The sequence below is a fragment of the Carboxylicivirga taeanensis genome (assembly GCF_051851475.1).
GTDB lineage: Bacteria > Bacteroidota > Bacteroidia > Bacteroidales > Marinilabiliaceae > Carboxylicivirga > Carboxylicivirga taeanensis.
This window is the reverse complement of the sequence record NZ_JBPUSJ010000050.1, coordinates 1-2,601: the sequence shown is the minus strand read 5'-3', so window position 1 is coordinate 2,601 and position 2,601 is coordinate 1. Positions and strand designations below refer to the sequence as shown.

Annotated in this window: 2 protein-coding genes; both read right to left on the bottom strand. The window is 34.6% G+C overall.

What is annotated here, in order from left to right; all coding sequences use genetic code 11:
* Window positions 1-227: 227 nt before the first annotated feature.
* A complete protein-coding gene (locus tag ACSX1H_RS19040; protein WP_439185842.1) occupies window positions 228-749 on the bottom strand; it encodes a hypothetical protein in 522 nt (173 codons plus the stop codon).
* An 88-nt stretch (window positions 750-837) separates the two neighbouring features.
* Complete coding sequence (locus ACSX1H_RS19035) at window positions 838-2,484, bottom strand: serine hydrolase domain-containing protein (RefSeq protein ID WP_439185841.1); 1,647 nt, start codon at window positions 2,482-2,484, stop codon at window positions 838-840.
* Window positions 2,485-2,601: the final 117 nt, after the last annotated feature.

Here is a 2,601-nt window from a genome sequence, read left to right as displayed (position 1 = left end):
ATTATTTCATTCTGATTTGAGCATGATAAACTGAATAACAGTACAAGTAATAATAGTCTAGTGGTCATGTTGTTGTTTTAATATTTGCTAACGGTCCAGCCGTATGAAGCGGCCCGATGTCTTTTATTCGTTTCTTATTTTCACTTCTGTTCCAGCAACCAACTCAACCTCCAAGTCTGTCGAATACTAGGCTGCTTTATTACGGCTTGTTGTAGTGCGTTTTTTCTTTATGGAAACTTAATGTCTCCTTCTCGTTGAACTAAAGTCCAATTATCTTTTTCTATTTCAGTCGTGTCAATTTCTGTTACAATATTCCAAAGTCCGAGAGTTGGTTTAAGTTTAACGGTTCTCTGTCCACCGTAACCAAATGCGCCAATGTCCCATATTTGTTCATTTATTGTTACTTGTGGATTGGCTTTGTTCTCATAAACTATTTCTTGATTCACCCAAGCTCCAAATCCAAAAGAGAACATTAGAAAGATTGTCCCGAAGAAAGCTGCAAATGCTATTATTGGAGTCAATATTCCTATAGTTATTTTTCTTCTTTTTGGACTTTCTTTTTTAATCGTCCAAATCATAGTCAGAAGAATTGTAATTGGAAGTCCTTGAAAAATTATATCGTAGAAGAGATGCATATCTTTCCAATCCGCAAATTCAATCGGAAGGATTTGTCCTATGGTTATTGAGAACAAAGTAATTCCAAAGAAGGTCAATGTTAGCCACTTAAATATTGTCTGTATCGTCTTCATTTTTCAAATGCACTACAACGGCCTGCCGTATGATGCGTAGCTTGAGTTGCGCCTGCGGCAAGCTATGCATTATTACGGTTTGTTGGCATTAGTTTTTCTTTTCAAATAATATGTTTTTCACTGTTCCCTCAGCAGCAACTTTAAACGAGGTTACTTCCCCTTTCTTATTTTTAAGAAAAGAATATTTTGTTCTCCTATTTGCTCCAAATACATTTTTTTCTCCTTCATGGAGAATAATATCGTTATTATTCGGATAATTCAGGAATAGCTGATTGTCAGACACGCTTAGCTTGTATGTAACATCAAGTTCTTTTGAGTAATAATTACCAACATATTGAGCTAAATTATAGTCTGGCTTTTTGCAAAGTTTTATGCGTTCAAAGTAAAAGATAGCTCCTCCAAAGTCAACCTGTAAATCTATATCTGATGTTTTTGGCAATTGAAAAGAATAAGTGACGGAAGAATTGTTGATACGACAAAACTCATTAATACTTTGGGGAGTGAGAGGAGTTGAATTACTGCCAAAACTGCTAATTGCTTTTAGGGTATCATTTTCAATAAAGATACTCATCTTTAAATCACTATTAAGCTCCTGATAAGTCCCAACAAACTTTTTAAGGTTCTGCTTTATGGGTTGCTTGCTCTCCTTTTCTATTTTAATATTCTCTGATTTATCGATAAACAAATCTAGTATCTCATATGAAGTATATACAGCATTAATATGTTCTGAATTTGTATAAGCAACGACAGCTATATTTAACTCAGGTACACAGATAAACTGCGAACGCATACCTAAACCTCGACCACTGTGATTATAAGTAGTGTAGCCGTTATATGGTGAAACAAACATTCCTCTTGCATGAGACATTAGCTCACCATTATTAAGTGTATCTTGATGAGTAACAAAATCCTTTAAGTATGAGAATTCGTGTTGTGGATTTAAAAATATTTGCGACCAAATCGATAAATTTTTAATTGTACTACCCATTTCGCCTGCACCAACGCATAAAGTAAGGGACTTTGGTTGTCTGTATGTGCCATTTTCTTTGAAATATGGATAAGCTCTATTTTTTATTATTGCTCTAAGGTCATTTCTGTAAAAAGATTCCTCCATGCCTAAAGGAGTAAATAATTCTTCGTTTGCAAATTCATGAAGTTCCTGACCAGATATTCTCTCAACAAGTAAGGCGAGTAGCACATAATTTGTATTTGAATACAACACTTTCGCTCCTGGACGATTATTTATCCCTTTTTGTTGGAACATAAGGTCTTGAATCATTTTGTTTGTATACCCTTGATGCTCATAGTCAAATCCCTTTAAGTCGAGTAATACATTATGATTTCTAATTCCGCTTGTGTGATTTAGTAAATGTTTAATCCTAATGGTGTCGCTATGCTGTGATAACTCAGGGATATATTTCCGTACATCATCATCCACTGAGAGTTTTCCTTGAGCTTCAAGCACTCCAATACATGCAGATGTAAATTGCTTGGTAACAGAAGCCAACCCAAATACTGTAGAATCATTAAACGGAATATTGTACTCCAAATTCATACATCCTGCACTATTGTGATATATTAGTTTATCACATTTAACTATGCCTACAGTAATTCCGGGAGCAAATTGTGATTCGATTTTTACTTTAAGTAGTGAATCAATTTTATGGGTGATATCTGCTTGTCCAAAAGATGTGATACTCAAAAAGAGTAATAAAATACTTAGGATTCTTTTCATTATGGGTTTTTAAATTAATGCCAACGGTTGGCTGCATGGCGCTGTAAGGGGATTTTGCCTAACGAACTTACCAAAAGTAGCTAAGCCAAAGCGTTGTATTTGTTTTTAACTTTTCAT

Excerpts from the sequence above, each read along its gene's own strand:
- ACSX1H_RS19040 (WP_439185842.1), bottom strand. The coding sequence starts at position 749 with ATGAAGACGATACAGACAATATTTAAGTGGCTAACATTGACCTTCTTT.
- ACSX1H_RS19035 (WP_439185841.1), bottom strand. The coding sequence starts at position 2,484 with ATGAAAAGAATCCTAAGTATTTTATTACTCTTTTTGAGTATCACATCT.